18 protein-coding genes and 1 pseudogene are annotated in these 19,521 nt (G+C 69.7%); 8 read left to right on the top strand and 11 right to left on the bottom strand.

The window, feature by feature from the left end; all coding sequences use genetic code 11:
• Window positions 1-77: 77 nt before the first annotated feature.
• Window positions 78-380, bottom strand: a complete 303-nt coding sequence (locus ACO0M4_RS12665) for a hypothetical protein (RefSeq protein WP_430370003.1) — start codon at window positions 378-380, stop codon at window positions 78-80.
• A 133-nt stretch (window positions 381-513) separates the two neighbouring features.
• Window positions 514-1,245 carry a 3-oxoacyl-ACP reductase FabG gene (gene fabG, locus ACO0M4_RS12670; protein WP_430370005.1) on the bottom strand — a complete coding sequence of 244 codons (732 nt, stop codon included), beginning with the start codon at window positions 1,243-1,245 and terminating at the stop codon, window positions 514-516.
• A 336-nt stretch (window positions 1,246-1,581) separates the two neighbouring features.
• Here fabG and ACO0M4_RS12675 point away from each other — a divergent pair, with 336 nt between their 5' ends.
• The gene (locus ACO0M4_RS12675) at window positions 1,582-2,445 is read left to right on the top strand and encodes a helix-turn-helix domain-containing protein (RefSeq protein ID WP_430370007.1); all 864 of its coding nucleotides are present in this window, start codon (window positions 1,582-1,584) and stop codon (window positions 2,443-2,445) included.
• On the opposite strand, the gene ACO0M4_RS12680 is transcribed toward ACO0M4_RS12675, so the two are convergent.
• The 3 genes from ACO0M4_RS12680 to ACO0M4_RS12690 form a co-directional block, all read right to left on the bottom strand.
• Window positions 2,367-3,323, bottom strand: coding sequence for an MBL fold metallo-hydrolase (locus ACO0M4_RS12680; protein WP_430370009.1), 957 nt, complete (start codon window positions 3,321-3,323; stop codon window positions 2,367-2,369). The genes ACO0M4_RS12675 and ACO0M4_RS12680 overlap by 79 nt on opposite strands.
• A gap of 8 nt (window positions 3,324-3,331) precedes the next feature.
• Window positions 3,332-4,240, bottom strand: a complete 909-nt coding sequence (locus ACO0M4_RS12685; RefSeq protein ID WP_430370011.1) for a recombinase family protein — start codon at window positions 4,238-4,240, stop codon at window positions 3,332-3,334.
• A gap of 320 nt (window positions 4,241-4,560) precedes the next feature.
• Window positions 4,561-4,752: a DNA-binding protein gene (locus tag ACO0M4_RS12690; protein ID WP_430370012.1), complete on the bottom strand. Its 192-nt coding sequence runs from the start codon at window positions 4,750-4,752 to the stop codon at window positions 4,561-4,563.
• Window positions 4,753-4,938: 186 nt separating this feature from the next.
• On the opposite strand from ACO0M4_RS12690, the gene ACO0M4_RS12695 reads away from it, so the two are divergent.
• The 4 genes and pseudogenes from ACO0M4_RS12695 (at window position 4,939) to ACO0M4_RS12710 (ending at window position 7,966) form a co-directional block, all read left to right on the top strand.
• Window positions 4,939-6,663, top strand: coding sequence for a tyrosine-type recombinase/integrase (locus ACO0M4_RS12695; protein WP_430370013.1), 1,725 nt, complete (start codon window positions 4,939-4,941; stop codon window positions 6,661-6,663).
• Between the two features lie 147 nt (window positions 6,664-6,810).
• A pseudogene (locus ACO0M4_RS12700) lies at window positions 6,811-7,023 on the top strand (hypothetical protein); the annotation flags it as partial.
• A 185-nt stretch (window positions 7,024-7,208) separates the two neighbouring features.
• Entirely contained in the window at window positions 7,209-7,658 is a 450-nt protein-coding gene (locus tag ACO0M4_RS12705) for a hypothetical protein (protein WP_430370014.1), read from the top strand.
• Window positions 7,658-7,966, top strand: coding sequence for a transcriptional regulator (locus tag ACO0M4_RS12710; protein WP_430370016.1), 309 nt, complete (start codon window positions 7,658-7,660; stop codon window positions 7,964-7,966). Before ACO0M4_RS12705 ends, ACO0M4_RS12710 begins: the two co-directional genes overlap by 1 nt.
• A gap of 129 nt (window positions 7,967-8,095) precedes the next feature.
• Here the strand turns inward: ACO0M4_RS12710 and ACO0M4_RS12715 are convergent, their stop codons facing one another.
• Window positions 8,096-9,250: an ABC transporter substrate-binding protein gene (locus ACO0M4_RS12715; protein WP_430370017.1), complete on the bottom strand. Its 1,155-nt coding sequence runs from the start codon at window positions 9,248-9,250 to the stop codon at window positions 8,096-8,098.
• Window positions 9,251-9,878: 628 nt separating this feature from the next.
• Here ACO0M4_RS12715 and ACO0M4_RS12720 point away from each other — a divergent pair.
• Window positions 9,879-10,643, top strand: coding sequence for an alpha/beta hydrolase (locus tag ACO0M4_RS12720; RefSeq protein WP_430370018.1), 765 nt, complete (start codon window positions 9,879-9,881; stop codon window positions 10,641-10,643).
• A 124-nt stretch (window positions 10,644-10,767) separates the two neighbouring features.
• On the opposite strand, the gene ACO0M4_RS12725 is transcribed toward ACO0M4_RS12720, so the two are convergent.
• From ACO0M4_RS12725 to ACO0M4_RS12740, 4 genes are all read right to left on the bottom strand, one after another.
• The gene (locus tag ACO0M4_RS12725) at window positions 10,768-11,214 is read right to left on the bottom strand and encodes an Lrp/AsnC family transcriptional regulator (RefSeq protein WP_430370020.1); all 447 of its coding nucleotides are present in this window, start codon (window positions 11,212-11,214) and stop codon (window positions 10,768-10,770) included.
• 196 nt (window positions 11,215-11,410) lie between these two features.
• Window positions 11,411-13,105 carry a DUF885 domain-containing protein gene (locus ACO0M4_RS12730; protein WP_430370021.1) on the bottom strand — a complete coding sequence of 565 codons (1,695 nt, stop codon included), beginning with the start codon at window positions 13,103-13,105 and terminating at the stop codon, window positions 11,411-11,413.
• Between the two features lie 104 nt (window positions 13,106-13,209).
• A complete protein-coding gene (locus ACO0M4_RS12735; protein ID WP_430370022.1) occupies window positions 13,210-14,601 on the bottom strand; it encodes a GNAT family N-acetyltransferase in 1,392 nt (463 codons plus the stop codon).
• Between the two features lie 83 nt (window positions 14,602-14,684).
• Window positions 14,685-16,271 (bottom strand): alkaline phosphatase D family protein, encoded by a 1,587-nt coding sequence (locus ACO0M4_RS12740; RefSeq protein WP_430370024.1) that lies wholly within the window; start codon window positions 16,269-16,271, stop codon window positions 14,685-14,687.
• Window positions 16,272-16,481: 210 nt separating this feature from the next.
• Here ACO0M4_RS12740 and ACO0M4_RS12745 point away from each other — a divergent pair, with 210 nt between their 5' ends.
• Window positions 16,482-16,904, top strand: a complete 423-nt coding sequence (locus ACO0M4_RS12745; protein ID WP_430370026.1) for a VOC family protein — start codon at window positions 16,482-16,484, stop codon at window positions 16,902-16,904.
• A gap of 65 nt (window positions 16,905-16,969) precedes the next feature.
• Here the strand turns inward: ACO0M4_RS12745 and ACO0M4_RS12750 are convergent, their stop codons facing one another.
• Window positions 16,970-18,421, bottom strand: coding sequence for a PLP-dependent aminotransferase family protein (locus ACO0M4_RS12750; RefSeq protein WP_430370028.1), 1,452 nt, complete (start codon window positions 18,419-18,421; stop codon window positions 16,970-16,972).
• 119 nt (window positions 18,422-18,540) lie between these two features.
• Here ACO0M4_RS12750 and ACO0M4_RS12755 point away from each other — a divergent pair, with 119 nt between their 5' ends.
• On the top strand, window positions 18,541-19,491 hold the full coding sequence (locus tag ACO0M4_RS12755; protein ID WP_430370030.1) for an EamA family transporter: 951 nt from the start codon (window positions 18,541-18,543) through the stop codon (window positions 19,489-19,491).
• Window positions 19,492-19,521 lie beyond the last annotated feature (30 nt).

Genomic DNA, 19,521 nt, shown 5'->3' on the forward strand with positions numbered 1-19,521 from the left:
ACGGCCCTATAGGGGGTTGACGCGCGGAAACGCCGGTGGGCGCCGAGATATCCTCGGCGCCCACCGGCGTCCCTCTCCTACTCCCCGCCTCTGCGCTCCCGCCAGGCGCGCACGACAACCGGGGCGCTGCCCTCCGGTACGGAGAAGCAGTCAGGTTGGATCGGGCACGTGGCGCACACCCGCGCCGCACCCTCCTCGTCCTGGTCTTCCGTGGCGCGGTGCGCCCCCTCCGCGCACCGCGCCGCCGACCAGGCCACCAGGGCAAGAGGGGTGCTCTCGACCCCGGCCAACGCAGCCATGCGAGCCGCGTCGCGTTCAGGGCTGGGGCTCACCCGGGCCGGCTGCTGCGCCAGCGCCAAGATCCGTTCAACGTCGATCACTCCCGCCCCCTTGTACTCGAAGAACGTGAGTCGATCGCCGCCCGTCGCGTACAGGTGGACCGCCCTCGCAGGTGGTGGTGTGCCAGCAATCCCCCGTATTCCCCAAGAAAGTCGCGTAGTTGAAGTCCACCCGCTAATGCCCCATCCCCGCACCGCCGTCCACCGGAATGACCGCACCGGTCACGTACGAGCCCTCATCAATGAGGAACCGCACCGCACGCGCAACCTCCTCAGGCTGCCCCAGGCGCCCCAGCGGGATCTGGTCGGCCATGGCCTTGATGCGCTCCTCAGACAGAGCTGCGGCCATGTCGGTGGCAGTCAGCCCAGGCGCGACGACGTTGGCGGTGATGCCCCGAGACCCGTACTCGCGAGCGATGGAGCGCGCCAGGCCGACCAAACCGGCCTTCGAGGCCGCGTAGTTGACCTGGCCGGCCTCCCCCCGCATAGCGACCGCGGACGAAATGAACACCATGCGCCCGGTCTTGGCCCGCATCATGCTGCGCAGGGCGCGCTTGGCGACGCGGTAGGAGGCGACCAGGTTCGTGTCCAACACCGTGGTGAAGTCGTCCTCGCTCATGCGGGCCAGCAGCCCATCGCGGGTAATCCCCGCATTCGAGACGACGCCAGTGACGGGGCCGAGCTCCGTCTCCACCTGGCGGAACGCTGCATCGATTTGCTCGGCGTCGGTCACGTCGCACTGCACAGCAAGGAACCGATTGTCGCAGCGTTCTTCACCCGGCCGGTAGGAGTGCAGCGGCGGCACCCCGGAGCGGTAGGTGATGGCCACATCGTGCCCGGCTTCTGCAAGCTCGGTGGCTATGGCGTTCCCGATGCCTCGATTGCCGCCGGTGACGATGATGCTCATCCCTGGATCCCCTTGCGTGGTCGATGATGCACCCGCAGCCGTGAGCCTGATGAGGCGAGGTTGCGGGATGTGTCGGCCGCCGGGTGGCGTCCCTCGGCGACTGTTGCCTACGTTGCCCGAAATTCGCCTTGTTAGGTCGGAAGTGGGTGTTCCGATAGCCGTGGAACCGGTACTGGCAGTGCGCGTTACTGCGAGCACGAGGGAGTGATTTAGGAATTTACATGCGCATATGTCTGCTTTGAGCGACAGGTGACTTCAAGTCAGACAGGTGTGCAAAGTGCGTTAGGGTCTCCTAGTACTTTTCCTTCTTTTTACCCAGGAGGGTCCTGGTTTTCCATGGCGAGTAACCTGCCGCCCATCACCCGCATGCTCAAGACCTGGCGCGAACAGCGCGACCCACGCGCCATGCCCGGCTTCACCGCCCGCTACGGCTCACGCCAACGCAAGGGGCTGACCCAAAGAGACATGGCGGACCTGACCGGAGTCACTGAGGGCTACTACGGCAAGCTCGAACGCGGTCAACTCGACAACGTTGGCACCGACTTCCTGAAAAGCGTCTCCCGTGTCCTGGACTTGGACGAGGCGCAACAGACCCACCTGTGGTTGGAGGTCTACGGCTTCGCGCCTCCGCCGCGTCGCCACCCTGACCTCAGCACCATCGATCCCGTCGTCGCTGCGATCGTCCACGAACTCCCTTGGCCCGCTTACACCTTCGACCACCGGTGGGACATACGCGCCTTCAACGAACAGGCGGCTCGCGACTACCCGTGGATGCTTCACGGCGTCAACGTCATGATCTGGGCCCTGACATACCGCGAAGCTCGGCTGCAACTCAAAGACTGGTTGGAGAAATGGGCCAAGCCCATGGCGTCCCAACTACGGCTCTCCGCCAAGGCTCATCCTGATGATGCCCGACTCAAGGAAGTCTGCGCTGAAATCAGGAAGGACGAGGTCGCCCGCCGCATCCTCGACGATGACGTCACCAGCGTCACCCACCCCGATGGGGACCGCCGGCGCCTCTACCTGCCGCACCAGGAGGAAGAGGTAGAGGTCGAGTTCGTTGCCCTAGGCAGGCTGAGCAACAACACCCGCCTGATGGTGGTCATGCCGGCCAGCATCCGTCAGGACGTCAAGGACGCCATCCCTTCGACCATCGCCCAGGTCCCTGAGGGAACCCCGTCGACGCCCGCTTCTGTATAAGCGGCCGCCGTCTGCGTGAACAACCGCTCGGGGTGAGCCCAAGTGTCGGCGTGGGCCGCCTTGATCAGGCGGGCCGCGTCGGCCAGCGGCACCCCGCGCTGCGCGTACGAGGTCGCAGCGTCAGCCACCGCTCGCAGCTGGTCCCGAATAGCAGCAACACCGGCACGGTCGAGCAGCGTTCCATGCCCTGGCACGAACACCTCAGCCCCGGTGTCCAGCAATATCTGGCAGGCCCGGATGCAGCCGCTGATTGATCCCGACCACACGATCGTGTGGCCACCGGAGAACAGCGCATCCCCGGCGCACACCACCCGGTGGCCCGGCACATGCACGGCGACATCTCCCGCACTGTGACCGGCGCCCAGGTCGATCAACTCCACTACGACGCTGCCGACTTTGATCTCCTCGCGCCCCTCGAACGTGCGCGTCGGGGGGATCGCCGTCACGCCGGCGAAGTCGAAGTGCCCGAAGTGCTCCACCACGTAGCCCAACGCCTTACCTTCAGCAGGCGACTGGCACAGCTGCGTGAGCTGATCTGGACTCATCTCGTGGCAGCCACCAGCGGCGCTCGCCGCAGAGGTGATGATCTCTGCCTGGGGTAGAAGCTGGTTCCCCCACGTGTGGTCGCCGTTTTGGTGTGTGGAGACGACCGTGCCCACGGCATCGAGCGGGCATACCTCCTCGACCGCGGTGAGAAGTTGACGCGTGGCACCCAAGGTGAACTGCGTATCCACCAACAACGCCTGGCCCTGGGAGGCGATCAGCCCAGCGTTGCTGTAACCCCAGGCGCTGCTGTCATGCATCCACGCCCACGTCACGTCGGACAACCGGCGAAGGGCGGGGGAGGGTGAGGTGCTTCGGGCGTTGGGTGTGTTCATGGTGTTCCTCAGGAGGTCGGCTGCCGCCAGTCGATCAGCACGCGCTTCTCCGGGACCTGGCTGCCCCGGGCGCGTCCGACCCGTACGTGCTCGATCTCCAGTAGTACCAGGCCCCTTTTCGAAGCATGCGGGGCCGTGCGCCACCAAGCAACGAGATCATGAACGTCGCCGATCGGCAGATCCGTCATCTGCTCCAACTGCTTCAGGCGGAGCTTGGAGAGCCGCAGGTCTTCCTTGCTCGCCTTCTGCGCTGCAAGGAACGCAGCCTTTACCATCAGCCCCCGTCCGTACAACTCACCGATGCTGGCGTCCCGCTGGGCGGCATCCTCGATATGCCTCTTCAGCCGGGCGATCTCCGCCTCGATGTCACATTCCAACTTCTCAAGCCGCTCACGAGCCCCAGGCTTCAACAACTCGGCCAGGACGTACTCGACCACGAAGTCTTCGAGCCGGTCAGCGTTGATACGGGTTCCGCAGTCATCGCACTTGTAGGACGGCGGGGCCTCGGCGTGAACCCGACTGCCGATCATGGCCGGTCCGCACTCGTCACACAGCGCACACCCACCAGTGAGCAAGTAGTCATACGCTTCACGAGACTTGCCTCGCTTCTCGCTCCGCTCTTCGTACAGCTTCTGCAGGCGGTGAAAGACCTCAGGCTCCAGAACCCGCTCGTCCCAACCTTCGAGCGGCTCGCCGTTCTCGTCCAGCCCCGCCAGCCGCGGATTGGTGAGGAGCCGGTGTAGCACCTCCCGGCGAAACGCGTTGCCGCGGGGCGTCAGCATCCCCTGCCCCGTCAGCCACCGCGTCGCCTCGGCCTCCGTTTCGCCACCGAACAGTAGCGAGACCGCCTCCCGGAGCAAGGGAGCCTCCTGCGGATGCGTCACCCCCGCGCGCTCGTAGCCCGACAACCGTCCCACGCAGCTGACTCCGATCAGTGGTTTGCACCAGCGACCACTGACGATGACGTCACCTTAGGAGCCGCTGAGATCTGGCGTAGGCCAATGTATATCCCTACCTCAAACGAAACATACTAAGCACGTGCTTGGTTTGTTAGCTGTGCCACGAAAGCCGCTGGTCACAGCTTCAGGTCAGCGCATTTGTGTGGGGTGGCTCACCGAAGCCGCCGCCCCAAAGTCGATCGCTCCGCCCGAAACAGACCGTATGGTCTGCGGATACGCGGCGCTCGGGCGCCTGGGCCGGGTGCCAGTCGAAGGCCCTATAGGCGGATGCAGATCGCTCAGCCGATACCCAATGCCTTCCAGAGGCTTGCCGTTGAAACCTTCTGGGTCTGCCCCAGCGGGATGACCTGCACCGGGAACTCGCCAGCCTTGATCAACTCGTACGCCTTGTCCGAGCCGATCCCCAGCGCCCGGGCCGCAGTCACCACGCTCACGGCAGCCGGCAACGACCTCACTTCCTCCACCGACATCCCGCCACGAGATCGACTCGAACGAGACTGCCGAGCATCCATCACAGATGCAGACAAAGGTGGTCACATCCTTCTTCCCCGCGCCACCTGGCAGGAAGCATACGGCGCCCAAGGGAGCATCACCTTCGCTACAGCATGATCAGGAAACGTAAGGAAAGATCCCGCACATACAGGGAGGTTCTTCGCGTGTTTGAGGGCAGCACCTACAAACGATGCAAGTGCACCGAACCCAAGCTCGCCAACAACGGCCAGCCGCTCCTCGACGCGCGCGGCAAACCCAAGACGCGTGAACTTGGCTCCTCCTGCCCTCTCCTGAAAAAGCGCGATCACGGCACCTGGTACTACTACGTCAAACTCCCCGACGGCCCCGGAGGCAAGCGCCGACGCCCCCGAAAGGGTGGCTTCGTCACGCAGACGCAGGCCAAGGAGGAGGCACAGAAGCTCTGGGACGAAGCCCAAGGCGGCATCGACGTAGATACCAAAGAAACGGTTGCCCAGTACCTCGACCGCTGGCACGACAAGCGTGTCGACCTCAAGCGCCGAACTCGCACTGACTACCGTGACTTCATCGACCGCATCTTCAAGCCGGCCCTCGGCCATCTGGCGATACGCGAGCTCCGCGACCGACACATCCAGGAGATGTATCAACAGATATGGGCTTTCAACGCAGTCAAGAAAGCTAACCGGGAGGCTGCAGAACTGGCCGCCGCCGAATGCGAAGCCGCCTACCACACATGGAAGCAGGCCCCCCGTCCCCGTCCCCAGGAACTGCGCCAGGCATGGCACCAGGCCCGCGAACCCTTGAAAGCAGCCCGCGCAAAGCCCCGCCAGCACACGGGCCCGGGCTCACAGAAGAAATACCTCGATTGCCTCTCCGCCGCACTTGCGGATGCCGTAACCGAGAAGCTCATCACCCAGAACTGGGCCAAGCTCGTCGTCCTCCCCAAATACCAGAGGCCCGAGGCGCTCGTATGGACTGACGAGCGTGTGTCCCGCTGGCGCGAGTCAGGTGAGAAACCCGGCCCCGTCATGGTGTGGACCCCTGAACAGACCGGGCAGTTCCTCGACGCAGCCGTCGATCACCCCCTCTACATCATGTGGCATCTGATGGTCTACCGAGCACTGCGTCGAGGCGAAGCCGCCGGCCTTCCCTGGGCCGAACTCGATATGGCCAAGGGTGTCGCGCACGTCACCGAACAGCTCGTCACCGACTCCTCTCACACCGTGTGGGAAGACTCTCCCAAGAGCCGCAGTGGCCGCCGCGCCATCACCCTTGACCACGCCACCTTCTCCCTGCTCACGGCCTGGCGCGACATCCAAAAGACACAGCGCATCGAATGGGAGAACAATCACCGCAACGCCCCCGACAAATATGGGCCCTATGTGAACTCCGGCTACGTCTTCACCCAACCCGACGGCCGCCCACACCACCCCAAGCACGTCTCCCAAGCATTCGACCGATTCATCAAGCGCACCGGCCTACCACCGATCCGCCTGCACGACCTGCGCCACTGCGCAGCATCCCTCAGCTTGGCCGCCGGCCTTTCCATGAAGGCCATTCAGGCGCTGCTCGGCCACAGCAGCTACCAGCTGACCGCCGACACCTACACCAGTCTTCTGCCGCAGTTCGAACAAGCCGAGGCCAACGCCCCCGTTGACCTCGTACCGCGCCGCAAAGACGCCAACAAGCCCGTTGCGCATCAAGAACAATCCGTCGAGGCGAGTGCACCGTCCACAGGAACGACTCACGCCAGCGTCACCACCTCCGTTGGTGCACGTGTGCACGCCGTTCGCGTGGAGGAAGCTGTGCCCGACCGCGCAGGAGAACAGCAGCTGCAACTCCCTGCCCTCATGGCCCACCCATCCGCGAAGAATGAGCGTCACTTGCGGCTGCTTAGTTCCGTCTCTTAGGGCGGCGCGCCGGACGCCGCGAAGCCGCCTTGTCCCCCCTCTGTCCCCCGGAAACGTCGAACGCCCCCTCGGAGATCGCTCCGAGGGGGCGTTCGTGCCTCTTTCTGCCTGATCAGACCTGGTTCCCTCGGCAAGCTTTGATGGTGCAACACCCTCTTCATCGACGAGGGCTTCGGCAGCCTCGACGAGCAGACCCTCGACGAGGTCCTCGACGTCCTCGACGGCCTGCGCGAACGCGACCGCAGCGTCGGCCTCGTCAGCCACGTCGCCGACCTCAAGACCCGGATCCCCGCCCAACTGGAGATCCTCAAGGACCGCGCGGGCTCCAGCGTCCGACACCGGGTACCGGCCGGGGCCTGACCGGCCGCCGGCCTGCCGGGGGCAGGTACCTCCGCTGCTGGACCCGCCGAAGCATCTCCCTGTCTCAGGTCACCAAGCGGGTGTTCCGCGCGGTCCACACATGAACCACCTTCTTTCCCCCGAGGAAAGAAGGTGGTACTTTCCTTACAGGAAAGCACTCGACGAACGACCAATGGGGGACGCTCGTGACCTCTTACGATGCCCAGACCGCGCTCGACGCCATACGCCACCGCCAAGAGCAGACCCGTGACGAGTACGTGCGCCACACCTCGTCCTCCTACGGGCTCATCGCGGCACTGGCCGTGTTCGCCGTGGGATCGGCCAACGATCTGTCGAGTCCCTGGAGTCTCATCGCCAGGCTGGCGGGGGGCGTCCTGCTCGCGGCCGGACTGGTCGTGCGGTGCCGCCGGACCCGTGTGTACAGGAAGCCCTCCCCCGCGGGAATGCTCTTCGGTGCGTGGGTGACGGCAGTCGCTCTCACGGTCTTCATCGTGGCATCGACGGTCGCCCGTGTGATCGATCTGCCGATTCCGTCCGTGCCCGCCGCGGCCGTCGCCGCTCTGGCGACGCTGGTGGCCACGTATGCGACCCGTCCGATCGTCAGGAAGATCGCCAAGAGGGACAACCAGAGCTGATGGACCCGGACTTCGACGAATTCCTGCACGTTCCGGCCCGGCTGTCGGTCGTCGCGCTGCTGGCTCCGGCCGACTGGGTGGAGTTCGGCTTCGTGCGGGACGCCGTCGGCACCAGCGACTCGGCCCTGTCCAAACAAGTCGCGTCGTTGGCGGACGCCGGCTATGTGCAGGTACGCAAAACCCGGAACCACACCGGACGCCACACCCACCTCCTGCTCACCCCGCACGGGCGGCAGGCGCTTCAGCGGCACGCCGCGGCCCTGGAGAGGATCGTGGCGGCGGCGCGGGCCGCAGGAGCGAGCAGCTGAGCTTCCAGGCCCGTCCGCTCCTGACCCGCCGTCGTGCATCGTGTCGGTGGGGGAGAGCCGGCCGGCCGCGTGATGCCCGCCGCTGGGAGGAAGCGGCGGGCATCACGTCGGCCCCGGTGCCGGTCGCGGTCATCCAGAGACGGCCTGGCCCCAGCTCTGGGAGATGGCGAACTTGGCACTGCTCTGCTGGGACTCGGTCGGGAAGCTCGGCGTGCCGGAGACCTTCGGCAGCTTCGCCGCCGCGGCCTTGTCGAGCGTGCCGGCCTTCTCCATGGCGGTCATCAGAGCCGGGCGGGCGTATCCCTTGAGCCTGAGGTTCTGACCCTCGGCGCTGTAGAGGTACTCCTGCCACAGGCGCGCGGCCGCGGGGTGCGGCGCGTACTTGTTGATGGCCTGCGAGTAGTACTGGGAGAACTGGCCGTCCGAGGGGACCGTGACCGTCCAGTCGAGGCCCTTGGACTTGAGCTCGTCGGTGTACCCGGCATTGAGGTAGTCCCAGTCGATGCTGATCGGCGTCTGGCCCTTTTTGATGGCGGTCGGGGTGGATGCGACGGTCGTGTAGTTGCCGTTCTTCTTCAACTTGGCGAAGAAGTCTATGCCGGGCTGGATGTCGTCGAAGGAGCCGCCGCTGGCGAGGGCGGCCGCGTACACGGCGCCGAAGGCCGAACCCGACTTGCCGGGGTTGCCGTTGAGCGCGACCTGCCCCTTGTACTGCGGCTTGAGCAGGTCCTTGAAACTGGTCGGGCAGGTCTGCACACGCTTGGCATCGCAGCCGAAGGAGATGTAGCCGCCGTAGTCGTTGGACCACCGGCCGATCGAGTCCTTCTGGTCATCGGGGATGTCATTGATACCGGCGGCCATGTACGGCGCGAGCAGCCCCTGCTGGGCGGCGCTCTGCGCGAAGGAACTGCCGAGGTCGAGGACGTCGGGCGCGGTGTCCTGGCCCTTGCGCGAGGTGACCGCGCTGATCTCGTCCTGGCTGGTACCGCTCGGGTCCTCGTCCTCGACCTTGACGCCGTACTTCTTCTCGAAGCCGTCGATCACGGCGCCGTAGTTGGCCCAGTCGCGGGGCAGCGCGAACGCATGCAGCGTGCCCTCCTTCTTGGCCTCGTTGGCCAGGGCGTCGATGCTGCCGAAGTCGTTGACCGTGGTTGCGGTGGCCGCGCTCTTTCCGCCGGCGGTGGTCGACGTGTCGGAGGCCGCGCCGCAGGCGGTGAGGGCGAGTGCGGCGGTGGTGGCGAGGACGCCGGTGAGGACGGCTGTTCTCGGCAGGGGCACGGTCACGGTCACTCCAGGGGTACGCACAGCGGATTGAGGGGTTTCCTGTGGGCCACACAGGGGATGCACGTGGGGGGTGAGCACCTGTCCGACGCCTTGGCTGAACAAGCTGGCGCCTTAGTAGGCCCAACTATGGTGTCCGTCAGGTAAACATTGGGGAAACGGATAGCTGCATTTCCCTCGCGATCGCAGCTCACAGGAGTCATCGCTGCACCTCGTCCAGGCTGGCCGCGCCGCACACTTTGCGCACAACTCTGCGCGAGCGACGAAGAGTGCCGGCACGCGGCGAGGAGATCGCCGAGAAGCCGAGGCGGACGACCGACCGCGAGACTGCACACTGTGGGCACGCTGCTCCGCGCCGGGCCCGGATTCGCGGCCCGCGTGCCCGGGGTTCCCTGTCCGGCCGTGTGGTGTTCCAGGGCCTGTCCGGAGTCGTGATCACGTGGCGGGAAAACGGTTGAAGCGGTGATGATCAGGCTGTTAGCTTGCGGTTGCCCGTGACGCCGCCCGAGGAGGTGAGACCCATGAACGCTGTATCGATGTGGGTGCTCCCCCTTACCGTCACGGTCGGGCGATTGACGTAGGTGTCGCCGGGAGCGCCTCGACAACAAGGCACTTCCGAAAGGCAACACCCATGCACTCTCTGCAGTTCACCGCCGAGTCGTCGTCGAACGGCATGATCGAACGCGACTTCACCGTGGCCGGCGTCCCCGGCGTCCTGTGGTCCCCGGCCTCCGGCGCCGATCGTGCGCCCCTGGTCTTGATGGGGCACGGCGGCGGCAACCACAAGAAGCATCCGGCGATGGCGGGCCGGGCGCGCCTCCTCGTGACCGGCTGCGGCTTCCACGTCGCCGTCATCGACGCGCCCGGTCACGGCGACCGGCCGCGCACGGCACACGACGAGGAAGAAATCGCCGAGCTGTACCGGGCGAGGGCGGCTGGCGAGCCGGAAGGCCCGATCGTCGTCCGTTACAACGCCCACCTGGCGGAGCTCGCCGTACGCGAGTGGCAGGCGACCCTGGATGCCCTCCAGGAACTTCCGGAGATCGGCGTCGACGGGCCGGTCGGCTACTTCGGCATCAACATGGGCACCGCGATCGGAGTGCCGCTGGTGGCGATCGAACCCAGGATCACAGCCGCGGTCCTCGGCCAGCACTGGCCCGATGTCCTGGCCGAGAAGGCGAAGCAGATCACCATCCCGATCGAGTTCGACATGCAGTGGGACGACGAGCACATCCCGCGCGAGGCCGGCCTCGCGCTGTTCGACGCCTTCGCCTCGCAGGAGAAGACCCTGCACGCCAACGCGGGCAAGCACAAGGAACTGCCCAGGTTCGAGGCCGACAGCGCGGTCCGGTTCTTCGCCCGGCACCTCGGCCGAGCGGCCACCGCGTCGGCCTGACGTGCGCGGTCGTGGCGTCCGGTTTGCCAGCCGGGCGCCGCGACCGCGGCCCCGGATTGAAGCTGCACGTGTAGAAGACGGGTCCGCCCGGACCGGCCGCCGGCCCGCCGGGCGGGGCAGGCGCTCAGGTACTGACCGGTCGCCGGGGGAGCGGGGAGGAGTAGACCACGCTCGTGGTCACCTCGCCCAGCGCGCCGATCCGGCCCGACACCTCCTCCAGGTGCTTCATCGACCGCGCCGCGACCTTGAGGAACAGCGAGTTCTCGCCCGTGACGTGGTGTGCCTCCAAGATCTCCGGCGTCGCCGCCAGCAGGTCCCGGAACGGCTGGCCGGTCGCCCCCGGCTGCCGCAGCCGGACGAACGCCAGCACCGGCAGTCCGACCCGCTCCGGATCGATCACCGCCGCGTACCCGGAGATCACCCCGGACTCCTCCAGGCGCCGCACCCGCGCGGTGACCGCGCTCGGCGACATGTTCACCGACCGTGCCAGCTCGGCGTGGCCCACGCGCCCGTCGTGCTGGAGGACGTCGAGGATGCGCCGGTCGGCGTCATCAGGGGAGTATCCGGTCATCCCCGCTGTCTAGCAGGGGAATCGCCGGCAGAGCAAGGGTCCAGGGGTACCGGTTGTGACGGCCGCCGGGGCCGGGGCGGGGGCAGGTGCGCGGAGCCCACGACCGTCGCGGCCGGCCACCACGTGATCACACCGGTGGCTGGCCGTCCGGGAGCCGCCGCCGGAACGGGCCGGCGGCGGGTCCCGGACCTCCCGGTCAGAGCGCCGAGAGTTCGGTCAGCAGATCGTCCAGGCCGAGCGAGCCCTGCGACAGCGCCGCCATGTGCCACGCCTTCAGGTCGAAGTCCGCGCCGTGCCGGGCCCGGGCGGCCTCCCGGCCCTGCAGCCAGACGCGTTCGCCGAGCTTGTAGCCGATCGCCTGGCCGGGGATGCCCTGGTAGCGGATGATCTCGCTCTCGACGAAGTCGGCCGGGCGGCTGCTGTGCTGCGCGAAGAACGCGTGCGCCAGCTGCGGCGTCCAGCGCTCACCCGGGTGGAACGGGGAGTCGGCCGGGATCTCCAGCTCCAGGTGGATGCCGATGTCGATGATGACGCGGACCGCGCGCATCATCTGCGCGTCGAGGTAGCCCAGCCGCCGCTCCGCGTTGGACAGGAAGCCCAGCTCGTCCATCAGACGCTCGGCGTACAGCGCCCAGCCCTCGGCGTTGGCGCTCACCATGCCGACGGTCGTCTGGTAGCGCGAGAGCCGGTCGGCGACGTGCACCCACTGCGCCAGCTGGAGGTGGTGACCTGGTACCCCCTCGTGGTACCAGGTGGAGACCAGGTCGTACGCCGGGAAGCGGGTCTGGCCCATGGTCGGCAGCCAGGTGCGGCCGGGCCGGGAGAAGTCCAGCGACGGCTGGGTGTAGTACGGCGCCGCGGCGCTGCCCGGCGGGGCGATCCGGGACTCCACGCGGCGGACCCGCTCGGCGAGGTCGAAGTGGGTGCCGTCCAGCGTGTCGATGGCCTCGTCCATCAGCGACTGGAGCCACTGCCGGGTCTCCTCGACGCCCTCGATCGCCTCACCGTGCTCGTCGCACCAGGCCAGCGCCTCCCACGGCGTCTTGGCGCCGGGCAGCACCTTCTCGGCCTCGGCCTCCATCTCGCCCAGCAGACGGTGGAATTCGGACCAGCCGTACGCGTACGCCTCTTCGGGGTCGAGGTCGGAGCCGTTGTAGTAGCGGGCGAGCCGGGCGTACCGCTCGCGGCCCACCACGTCCGACGCGCCCTCGACCGCCGGCGCGTAGCCGTCCCGGAACCAGTCGCGCAGCTCCACCAGGGCGCCGGTGGCGACCGCGGCGGCCTCGTCCAGCTCGGTGCGCAGCGCCGTCGGGCCGGGCGCGGTGAACTCGGCGAACCAGCTGCGGTCGGTGCCGATCCACTCGCCCAGCTGGCCGATGACGGTGGCGACCTGGAGCGGCCCGCCCGGGAGCTGCTTGTCCAGGCCGGCCTGGAGGGCGGCGCGGTAGCCGGCCAGCGTGGCCGGTACCGCGCGCAGACGCTGGGCGATCGCCGCCCAGTCGTCCTCGGTGTCGGCGGGGGTGAGGGTGAAGGCTTCCCGTACGGCGTGCAGCGGCGAACCGATGTTGCTGACCGCGCGCAGACCCTCGCCGGCGTCGTGCACCGCGAGTTCCGCGGTGAGCCGTTCGCGCAGCAGCCGGGCGCAGACCTGCTCGGCCGCGCTGTCCGCGCCCGGCCGGGCCTCGGCCTCGGCGAGCCTGTCCAGGGTGGTGCGGGCGAGCTGTGCCACCGCTTCCTGGCCTGTGGGGGAGAGGTCGGGGAGCTTGCCGGAACTGTCGGCGACGCCAAGGAAGGTGCCGATGATCGGGTCCAGTTCGACGAGGGCGTCGACGTAGGCGTCGGCGACCTGGCGGGGCAGCGGACCGCCCGCGGGAGTAGTGGTGTTGGACATGCGGGCCATCCTCGTACGGATGGGCCCGCCGCGTCACCATCATTCCGGCGAACGATCCTGTCGCGTCCTGGGGCCAGGGCGCTCCGGTGCCGGCGCCGGGGGCCTCAGCCGTGGCGGGAGCCGTCCCGCAGGCGGAGCGCCATGCGGTCCTCCCGGTGAGCCGGGGTGCCCGTCGGGCGCGCCGTGATCACCAGCGTGCCCTCCTCGATCTGGTAGTCGAGCGGCAGACCCAGGCCGCGCATCGCCGCCACCATGCCGGTGTTGGACGCCTGGGTGATGGCGTAGACGCTCTCGCAGCCGGTCTCGGCGGCCATCGTGACCAGCCGTCGCAGCAGCTCCGCGCCGATGCCGCGCTGTTGCCAGGAGTCCTCGACCAGCAGTGCCACCTCGGTCTCGTCGCCGTCCCACAGCAGGTGGCCCAGGGCCACCAGCCGCCCGGAGGCGGTCTCCGCGGCCAGTGTGCGGCCGAACCGCGGGCTGAGCAGGTGCCCGAGGTAGCGGTCGGTGTCCCCGACCGGACCGTGGTAGCGCTGCGCCAACGTCCGGTCCGAGCACCGCTCGTGCATCGCGCGGGCGGCGGCCAGATCGCCGGTGCCGGCGCGGCGGACCGTGATCTCGTTGCCCTCGGGCAGCGTGAGCACGTCACGCCGCGGCGGCACGCGCTGGCCGAGCCGGGTGTCCAGCTCGACCAGCGCGCGGACCCGGGCGAACTCGGTGGGGGTGAACGGCACCTGCGGCCTTTCGATGGTGAGCGAGCCCCCGGAAGGGTCGCGGAACTTCATGGTGTGCTCCTCCAGCACGCCCTCGGCGGGCACCTCTTCGGCCAGCGGCTGGCCGGTCAGTGACCGTGCGGGCACCGAGTGGATGGTGCAGCGCCCCAGCAACTGCCGCAGCGCCAGCGGGAGTTCGGCGGAGTCCAGGGCGGTGCGGGTGGCCATGCCCAGCATCCGGGTCGGCGCGTCGACCAGGTCGTGCGCGTCGGCCCGCTCCAGCCAGCTGTGCGTGCCGCCCGCGCCGGCGACCGTACGGGTCAGCTCCGCGGGCGCCAGCCCGGCCGGCGCGCGGAGCAGGAACTCGTCGACCGTCCCCTTGGACAGCGGGTGGGTCTGGAGGCTGAGGATGTCCACGCTCAGGGTGGCCAGTGCCGTGCACAGGGCGGCGAGGCTGCCCGGCTCGTCCTGGACCGTGGTCCGCATCCGCCACAGCACCGTCTCCCGGGCGCCGGCCGCGGGGGCCGGTGGTGCGGCGCCGGTGGCCGTGGTGTCCGTCGGTGGTGGGGCGTGTTCATGACGGCGTGCCCACCAGACGTGGAAGCCCGCCGTGGCGAGCAGGGCGACCGCGCCGGCGCACAGCAGCGCCGGGCCCGAGGGACCGTGGGCGATCGTGTTGGCGACTATGTCGGCCACCGCCACGGCGGTGAACAGGGCGGCGAGCTCGACGACGTCCCGGCGCCAGTGGTGGCGCCGGGCGGAACGGGCGGAGGTGGCTTCAGTCATGCAGACAGCCTCGCCGACGGGTGTTGCCTGGTCGCCAACACCTTGTGTCGGACGGGTAAAAGGCGCAATCGACGCATTGGCCTCTACTGCCCTACCCGTCCCGGTTGCAGCGTCTTCGTGAACAAGACCTCTCCGCCCTCCTGGCGCAGCCGCACCGTCAGCTCCCCGCTTCCCCCGTCGATCTCGACCTCGCCGAAGTACTGCGGACTTTCCGCCGGGGAGACGTTCGCACGGTCCGGCGCCTTGAGGAACGGCTGCTCGGGCCCGAAGGTTCCGTCCAGTTTCACCGCCGGGAAACCCCCCGCGCTCAGCGGCCCGGACACGAACTCCCAGAACGGCTCGAAGTCCTTGAACGCCGCCCGCTCGGGCGCGTAGTGCTGCGCCGAGGTGTAGTGGACGTCCGCGGTCAGCCAGAGGGTGCCGGTGATCCGCTGGTGCTTGATGTGCCGCAGCAGCTCGGCGATCTGCAACTCCCGCCCCAGCGGCGCGCCCGGATCCCCCTGGGCCACGGCCTCGAAGTTCGCCGGACCGTCCGTGACGACCAGCCCCAGCGGCATGTCCGAGGCGATCACCTTCCACACCGCCTGCGAGCGCGACAGCTCCCGCTTGAGCCACCGCAGCTGCTCGGCGCCCAGGATGCCCTGCGGGTCGTCGGTCTGCCGGTCGGGGGAGTTGGCGTTGCGGTAGCGGCGCATGTCCAGCACGAAGACGTCGAGCAGCGGGCCGTGCCGCAGGACGCGGTACACCCGGCCGCGCGCGTCCGGGCGGAGCGTGCGGATCGGGAAGTACTCGGAGAAGGCGCGCATCGCCCGCGCGGAGAGCACGTCGACGTCCTTGACGCGATACCGGTCGTCGTCCAGCAGCTGGCCCGGGTACCAGTTGTTGTGCACCTCGTGGTCGTCCCACTGGGTGATCGTCGGAACCTGGGCGTTGAACCGGCGCAGGTTCTCGTCCAGGAGGTTGTAGCGGAACGCGCCCCGGAACTCCGCCAGCGTCTCGGCGACCTTGGACTTCTCCGCCGTCGTCACGTTCCGCCAGATCCGGCCGTCCGGCAGGGTCACCCGCTCCGGGATCGGGTTGTCGGCGTAGATGTTGTCGCCGCTGCACACGAAGAAGTCCGGATTCCGGCGCCGCATGTCCTCGAAGACCCGGTAGCCGCCGCGCTCGGGATTGATGCCCCAGCCCTGCCCGGCCAGATCCCCCGACCACAGGAAACGGATGTCCTCGCGTCGGTCGGGTGCCGTGCGGAACGTGCCGGTCACCGGCTCGCCGGCGCGCTCCGGGTGGTCGGGGTCGGCCAGCAGCACCCGGTAGTGGATCTGCTCCCCGGCCGGCAGTCCGTGCAGCGCGGTCACTCCGGTGAAGTCCGTACCGGGCCCGAGCAGTGGCCCGTGCCAGGTGCGGGCGTTGCGGAACGACTCGGTGGCGGCGGTCTGCACCACCATCCGGGCCGGCCGGTCGGACCGCGTCCACACCAGGCCGGACGACGCGGTCACGTCACCGGCCTGCACCCCCCAGTCGGCGCTCGGCCGCCCGCCGTGCACCAGGGCCGGGGCGGCCGCCGCCGGCGCGGCCCCGGCCACCGCGGGCAGCGCCAACGCCGCGGACCCCGCCGCCGCGCCCTGAAGGAGCGCCCGCCGTCCCACGCCGCCGCCGGAACCCTGCGCCATATCGCACCTCCGTGCTGCGTTCGATCTCGTCACGCCCCGTTCGTATCGCCGCCCGATGCCGGGCAGGCGAACTCCCGGTGAACAACGGCCGGATGGGTCGTGGACCGGGACCAGGGTCGCAGGACCGAGGACCGATCGCCAGGAACCGGCCCGGACGTCTACGGTCCGGTAACGCGCCGCCGCCCGGCGGCCCCACGGAGGGCGACATCCATGCCGGCCCTCGGCTCCGCACACCTCCGTCTCGCCCGCCCGTCCCGCGACCTGGCCGCCGCCGGCCACTTCTGGCGGGACGGGCTCGGCCTGCGCGAACTCCACCGCCACAGCTCGGAGGCGGGCGAGCACTCCCTCCTGATGCTGGGATGGCCGGACGCCACCTGGCACCTGGAACTGACCCACGACCCGTCGGGCGCGCTCCGCCCGGCCCCCACACCCGACGACCTCCTCGTCGTCTACCTGGGCGAGCCGGTCCCGGACGACCTCGTCGCCCGGCTGGAGCGCTGCGGCGGCTCCCGCGTCCCGGCTCACAACCCCTACTGGGACGAGTGGGGCGTCACCATCGAGGACCCTGATGGCTACCGGCTGGTTCTGTGCACCCGCGACTGGAACAACGCGCGAGCCCTGGGAAGTTCCTGAACTCCCGCTCCACAGTGGCACGTTGAGGGACGCCGGAATGGAGGAGGCGGCGGGGGGCGGGGGCGCTAATCGTCGGCCGGCCGCCCCAACAGCACCACCCCGCGGGTGATCTCCGCCGGCGTCAGATGCGCATAGCCCAGCACCAGGCGCACCCGCCCGTCCGCCGCGGCACCCTGCCCCCCGGCCCAGGCGTACGCGGACAGCGGCCGCATCGCCAGCCCCGCCCGCCGCGCCCGCACCAGGAACGCCGCCTCGGGCCCGTAGCGCGCCGGCAGCGCCACGATGGCGTGCAGCCCGGCGGCGATCCCGGTGACCACCGCACCGGGGCAGTGCACGGCCAGCGCCCCGGTCAGCGCGTCCCGCCGCTCCCGGTAGGCGCGCTGACAGCGGCGCAACTGACGGTCGTACTCGCCGCGGGCGAGGAGATCCGCCAACAGCGCCTGGTCCAGCACCGGATTGCCCAGGTCCAGCAGCCGCTTGCGGGCCACCACCGCGTCGAGCAACCGCTCCGGCACCACCAGCCACCCGAGCCGCAGCCCCGGCGCCAGGGACTTGCTCACCGATCCGGTGTACGCCACCCGGTCCGGGTCCAGCCCCTGGAGCGCACCGACCGGCGCCCGGTCGTACCGGAAGTCCCCGTCGTAATCGTCCTCCACGATCAGCCCGTCCACCGCCCGCGCCCAGCGCAGCAGTTCCGCCCGGCGCGCCGCCGGCACCGCCGTCCCGGTGGGGAACTGGTGCGACGGGGTCAGCACCGCGGCCCGCGCGCCGGAAGCCACCAGCGCCGCCGGATCGGGGCCCGACCCGTCCAACGGGAGCGGGACGGCCGCCAGTCCGGCCGCCGCGAGCAGTTCCCGGTGCTCCGGGCTCCCCGGCTCCTCCAGGGCCACCGTGCGCTGCCCGGCCCCGTACAGCACGCCCCCCAGCAGCGTCATCGCCTGCGCCACCCCCGAACACACCACCACCCGCCCCGGATCGGCCACCACACCGCGGCGCCGGACCAGCAACCGGGCCAGCTCGATGCGGAGTTCCGGCAGGCCGCGCGGATCGGGGTAGCCCAGCGCCCGGTGCGGCAGCCGCGCCACGGCCCGGCGGTGCGCGGCCGACCAGGCGGCCCGTGGGAAGAGTGACAGGTCCGGGGTCCCTGGGGTGAAGTCGACGTCCGGGACGCTCACCGGGCGCGCGGGCTCCACCACCGTCGGCACGGCGGCCCGCACCGACCCGCTCACCCAGGTCCCCGCCCCGCGCCGGCTGCGCAGATACCCCTCGGCCGTCAACTGCTCGTACGCCTCGGTGATCAGGCCCCGCGACACCCCGAGGTCGGCGGCGAGCGCCCGTCCCGAGGGCAGCCGCGTCCCCGCCGCCAGCCGCCCCGAGCGCACCGCGTCCCGCAGCGCCTCCTGGAGCACCCGGCCGCGTTGCCGGGGCGGTGCGGACGCCGTCGGGAGCAGGAGTTCCCAGGCGGCGGCCCACACGGTGGCCCCGGACGTCCCACGGTGCGCGTTCCCTGCTGCCAAGCGATCCTCCCCGACTGCCCGTTGGCGTGGCCGTCCCCGGCCCGTCCGCCCAGTGGTCCTCTACGGCGCCACAGAAGTGGACCTTAAAGGGGACCACCCGGATGCCTAGCGTCCGTCTCATGTACCGAACGTCCTTCCACGGCGCGCTGCTCGCCGCCGTCGCCTGCCTCCTCGTCGGTGGCTCGTTCACCGCCAACAGCCTGCTCGGCCACTACCCCCAGGCCGGCGGCCAGGCCCTGCGCTACGGCCTCGCCGCCGTCCTCCTGTTCGCCGTCCTCGGCCGCGGCGGCGCCGCCCCGCTGCGTTCCCTGACCTCCCGTCAATGGCTCCGGCTGGCGCTGCTCGCCGCCATCGGGATGCTCGGCTTCAACCTCGCCATCCTCGCCGCCGAGCGCACCGCGGAACCGGCGGTGCCTGGCGTGGTGGTCGGCTGCGCACCGGTCGTCGTCGCCGTCCTCGCCCCCGCGCTGGCCGGCCGCCGGCCGCGCCCCGCGGTGGTCCACGGGGCCCTCCTGGTCGCCGTCGGCGCCTGCGCCGTCCAGGGCTGGGGCCGTACCGACGGTCCGGGGTTGATCTGGTCGGCGGCGGCACTCTGCGGCGAGGTCGGCTTCGGGCTGCTGGCCGTCCCGCTGCTGCCGCCGCTCGGCCCGCGCCTGCTGTCGGCCGCGGCGTGCGCACTGGCCGCCGTCGAAGCCGCGCTGATCGGGCCGGTCGTCGACGGGCCGGGCTGGCTGCGGCTGCCGGACCCCGTCGAGGCCGCGGCCCTCGGCTGGCAGGCCGTGGTGGTCACGGTCGTCGGGTTCGTCTGCTGGTACGCCGGCATCCAGCGGATCGGCGCCGAACGCGCCGCCCTCTTCTCCGGCCTGATCCCGGTCTCCGCCGCGCTCACCGCCCCGTTGGCCGGCACCGGCGACTACGGGGTCGCGCAGTGGGGCGGCAGCCTGCTGGTCGGCGCCGGGGTGGCCCTCGGGTCGGGCGTGCTCCGCCGGGGCACCGGACGAGCCCCGACCACAGGCGCCGAACGCCCCGCAGTCGAGGAACCCCGCCAGCCGGCCGCACCGCAGGGCTAGGCGGTTCCCTGCACAGTGTCGGATCGGTGG

This window comes from Streptomyces sp. RGM 3693 (assembly GCF_050471125.1).
In the GTDB taxonomy this organism is placed as follows: domain Bacteria; phylum Actinomycetota; class Actinomycetes; order Streptomycetales; family Streptomycetaceae; genus Streptomyces.

Bases quoted from the DNA above. Each gene is read 5' to 3' on its own strand.
- fabG (WP_430370005.1), bottom strand. From the start codon at position 1,245: ATGAGCATCATCGTCACCGGCGGCAATCGAGGCATCGGGAACGCCATA.
- ACO0M4_RS12675 (WP_430370007.1), top strand. From the start codon at position 1,582: ATGGCGAGTAACCTGCCGCCCATCACCCGCATGCTCAAGACCTGGCGC.
- ACO0M4_RS12680 (WP_430370009.1), bottom strand. From the start codon at position 3,323: ATGAACACACCCAACGCCCGAAGCACCTCACCCTCCCCCGCCCTTCGC.
- ACO0M4_RS12690 (WP_430370012.1), bottom strand. From the start codon at position 4,752: ATGTCGGTGGAGGAAGTGAGGTCGTTGCCGGCTGCCGTGAGCGTGGTG.
- ACO0M4_RS12710 (WP_430370016.1), top strand. From the start codon at position 7,658: ATGGACCCGGACTTCGACGAATTCCTGCACGTTCCGGCCCGGCTGTCG.
- ACO0M4_RS12720 (WP_430370018.1), top strand. From the start codon at position 9,879: ATGCACTCTCTGCAGTTCACCGCCGAGTCGTCGTCGAACGGCATGATC.
- ACO0M4_RS12725 (WP_430370020.1), bottom strand. From the start codon at position 11,214: ATGACCGGATACTCCCCTGATGACGCCGACCGGCGCATCCTCGACGTC.
- ACO0M4_RS12730 (WP_430370021.1), bottom strand. From the start codon at position 13,105: ATGTCCAACACCACTACTCCCGCGGGCGGTCCGCTGCCCCGCCAGGTC.
- ACO0M4_RS12735 (WP_430370022.1), bottom strand. From the start codon at position 14,601: ATGACTGAAGCCACCTCCGCCCGTTCCGCCCGGCGCCACCACTGGCGC.
- ACO0M4_RS12740 (WP_430370024.1), bottom strand. From the start codon at position 16,271: ATGGCGCAGGGTTCCGGCGGCGGCGTGGGACGGCGGGCGCTCCTTCAG.
- ACO0M4_RS12745 (WP_430370026.1), top strand. From the start codon at position 16,482: ATGCCGGCCCTCGGCTCCGCACACCTCCGTCTCGCCCGCCCGTCCCGC.
- ACO0M4_RS12755 (WP_430370030.1), top strand. From the start codon at position 18,541: ATGTACCGAACGTCCTTCCACGGCGCGCTGCTCGCCGCCGTCGCCTGC.